General features: G+C 29.5%; 2 protein-coding genes and 2 riboswitches. Of the genes, one reads left to right on the top strand and one right to left on the bottom strand.

Going from position 1 to position 3,189, the window contains the following annotated elements:
• Positions 1-321: 321 nt before the first annotated feature.
• Positions 322-1,650 (bottom strand): branched-chain amino acid transport system II carrier protein, encoded by a 1,329-nt coding sequence (gene brnQ / locus J7G74_RS13405; protein ID WP_297136257.1) that lies wholly within the window; start codon positions 1,648-1,650, stop codon positions 322-324.
• Between the two features lie 336 nt (positions 1,651-1,986).
• Positions 1,987-2,092, top strand: a riboswitch (SAM riboswitch).
• A 143-nt stretch (positions 2,093-2,235) separates the two neighbouring features.
• Between brnQ and J7G74_RS13400 the strand changes: the two genes are divergently transcribed.
• A complete protein-coding gene (locus J7G74_RS13400; protein WP_297136255.1) occupies positions 2,236-3,036 on the top strand; it encodes a MetQ/NlpA family ABC transporter substrate-binding protein in 801 nt (266 codons plus the stop codon).
• A gap of 94 nt (positions 3,037-3,130) precedes the next feature.
• Positions 3,131-3,189: riboswitch (SAM riboswitch) on the top strand. This riboswitch is flagged as partial in the annotation.

The raw sequence follows: 3,189 nt of genomic DNA, 5'->3' as shown, positions 1-3,189 counted from the left end.
TTCAACTAAAAAAACATCTATATTAAAAAAATCATCTTTAATTTCAGCTGACAGAGCACCTATTAAAGTTAGTTCATCTCAAGTAAGTTTAATGAATGAATTGTTTAAGAAGAATAATATAGAGGAAATTCGTCGTTAATAAATTTAAAATTATCATAAAAAGGGTACTAATTTAATGCATTTATTATATAAAATTAGTACTCTTTTCTATTGTATATAATAATTATTTAAATATAATAATATATTAATATACAAAAAAGGTATCTCTTAGAATGATGTAAAAATCATATTGAGATACCTTATACTTTTTAAATTATTTTATTAAGCTTCTTTTCTTTCTAAATCTGTACTTCTACTTGATCCAAGTACTGCAGATATTAATCCTCCAAGTACAGCCCCTACAATTGCAGGTACTATCCAGCTAAATCCATAAGCTGCAAAAGGTAATTTGCCTAATATGTCAGAAATTTGAGTTATTTTTAAGATGTTACTTCCCACACTTAATAAACTTACTGAAAGTGTAAAATAAGCTGCACCTTTGAAAGCACCATCATATTTTATGTAATTTCCAAGTAAATTCATAACTACAATAGCTATTAAGACTGGATACACTATCTCTAATACTGGTGCAGAGAATTTTATTATAGTACTTACACCAAAGTTTGATACTACGCAACTAAATACACAAACTGAGATAACTATAGTCTCGTATTTTATTTTATTATTACTTATACCTGAGAAGTATTTAGCGGCTGCTGAAGTTAAACCTATTGAAGTAGTTAAACAAGCAAGAGATACGATTAACCCTAGTACTAATTTACCTGGGTATCCAAGTAATTCATCTATTATTACAACCATTAATGATGCTTGTGGTGTATTTACTCCATAAGATGTAGATAATGTTGAACCTAAGTAAGTAAGTCCTCCATAAACTAAAGTTAAAGCAACACCTGCTACTAAGCCTGATTTTATAGTCATTTTAACTTGGTCGCTAGTTTTTACATATCCTCTTTCTGTTATTGATGCAATTGCTACTGTTGCCAATGCTGCTGCTCCAAGAGCATCCATTGTTAAGTATCCTTGAGAAATTCCTTCAGCAAATAAATTCTTTTCTATAAGTGCAGTTTCACTAACGCCTCCAATTGGAGATATAATTCCTACGACTATAAGTACACCTAAACATATTAATAATGCTGGTGTTAAAAATTTACCTATGATATCTATAACCTTAGAAGGTTTTATTGTTAGAACTAATGTTAATGCAAAAAATATTACTGAAAATATAATAGATACTATACTTGATGTTTCCCCTATAATTGGTTGTACTCCCATTTCAAAAGTTGTTGCTGCTGTTCTTGGTATTGCAAGTAATGGTCCGATACAAAGTACTGCTGCTATACCTATCAATCTGGCAAGTTTTTTTCCTGCTCTTCCTAAAACTTTATCAAGATTCCCCTCACATTTTGATACTGCTGTTATTACTAATAATGCCAATCCTACATCTGCTAAAATAAATCCTACTAATGATATTTGCCAATGTCCACCTGATACTAACCCTAGGTAAGGAGGAAACAATAAATTCCCTGCCCCAAAGAACATCGAAAATAGTGCAAATCCTACTACGGCTATATCTGTTGTTTTTTTATTCATACCATATCCTCCCTTTTTTTATTTTTCTGAATATTAATATTATTTTAATTATTCAACATATATTTGTCAACAAAAGTATACAATTAATGGAATAACATATATTCTATACAGTATACAAAATAGACCTCTAATAGTTGGTAATGCTTGGATGGAAAACTAGGATAAAATTTATAAAAAGATTTATTTTTTTATTTTGATATTTAAGCAACGGACGAAGTCGTTGGCGATATGAAGTGAATCCCCAAAATAGTGCCTTAACCTAAGGAAAATTTTTATAAATTAAAAAATAAGTTTACTTTTTTTATAATCAATGATACTATTATAAAAAATAAATATTTCTTATCCAGAGTGGTGGAGGGACTGGCCCTATGAAACCCGGCAACCAGTATAATTTTTATACATGGTGCTAAATCCTGCAGTATTTATTACTGAAAGATAAGTATAAATTCGTTAATTAGAACCTGAGTTTATACTCAGGTTTTTTTGATTTTGGGGATTTATAGTTTATCAAGTTGATGATTAAAAGATCACAACAAATTTTACTATCTATGAAAAATTTAATTATTAAACTAGGGGGAATTTATTATGAAATTAAAAAAAGTATTAGCTTTAGCACTAAGTGCTGTATTATGTATATCAGCAGTTGGATGTTCATCTTCAAATTCTGGGGATGATAAAGTAATCAAAGTGGGAGCTACATTAGTTCCAGGAGGAGAATTATTAGAAGAACTTGAACCATTAATTGAAAAAAAAGGATATAAGCTTGAGGTTACAATATTTGATGATTATGTACTTCCTAATGAAGCTTTAAATAATAAAGAAATAGACGCTAATTTATTTCAACATAAGCCATATTTAGATGAAGCTGTAAAAACTAAGGGATATGAAATAATGGCAGGATCTAAGTTATATGTTTGCCCAGCTGTATTATATTCTCACAAAGTTAATTCTATAGAAGAACTTAAAAAGGGTGATAAAATTGCTATAAGTAATAATCCATCCGCAGGTTCTAAATGTTTAAAATATCTTCAAGATTTAGGGCTTATAAAAGTCAAAGACAGTGATATAGTTGGAGTTAAGGATATAGTTGAAAATCCTAAAGGTTTAGAGTTTGTAGAGTTAGATGTTGCTCAGATACCAGCGGCTTTAGAAGATGTTACAGCAGGATTTGTTGATACTACTTTTGCTATACCAGCAGGACTTAATGCTGATGAAGATGGAATTTATACAGCTCCAGTAAACGATGAATATGCTAACCTACTTGCTTATAGAAGTGAAGATAAAGATAGCGATAAGATAAAAGTTCTTGAAGAAGTTCTTACTTCAGATGAATGTAGAGAATTAATAAAAGAAAAATACAAAGGTGCTGTTATACCAGTATTTTAATTGATTATAGACAGTTATATATTATAAAAGATAATAAGTAAGTTTACAAAAAAAGTAAATGCTGATACTATATATAGAAAATAAAAATAAATACTTCTTATCCAGAGTGGTGGAGGGAAAGGCCCTGTGAAACCCAGCAACCGGTATATTTTT

Origin of the sequence: Terrisporobacter sp. (assembly GCF_017888745.1) — a bacterium.
Lineage (GTDB): Bacteria > Bacillota > Clostridia > Peptostreptococcales > Peptostreptococcaceae > Terrisporobacter.
Note: the sequence above shows the minus strand (reverse complement) of the source record. Positions and strands in the feature narration are given on the sequence as shown.

Excerpts from the sequence above, each read along its gene's own strand:
- brnQ (WP_297136257.1), bottom strand. The coding sequence starts at position 1,650 with ATGAATAAAAAAACAACAGATATAGCCGTAGTAGGATTTGCACTATTT.
- J7G74_RS13400 (WP_297136255.1), top strand. The coding sequence starts at position 2,236 with ATGAAATTAAAAAAAGTATTAGCTTTAGCACTAAGTGCTGTATTATGT.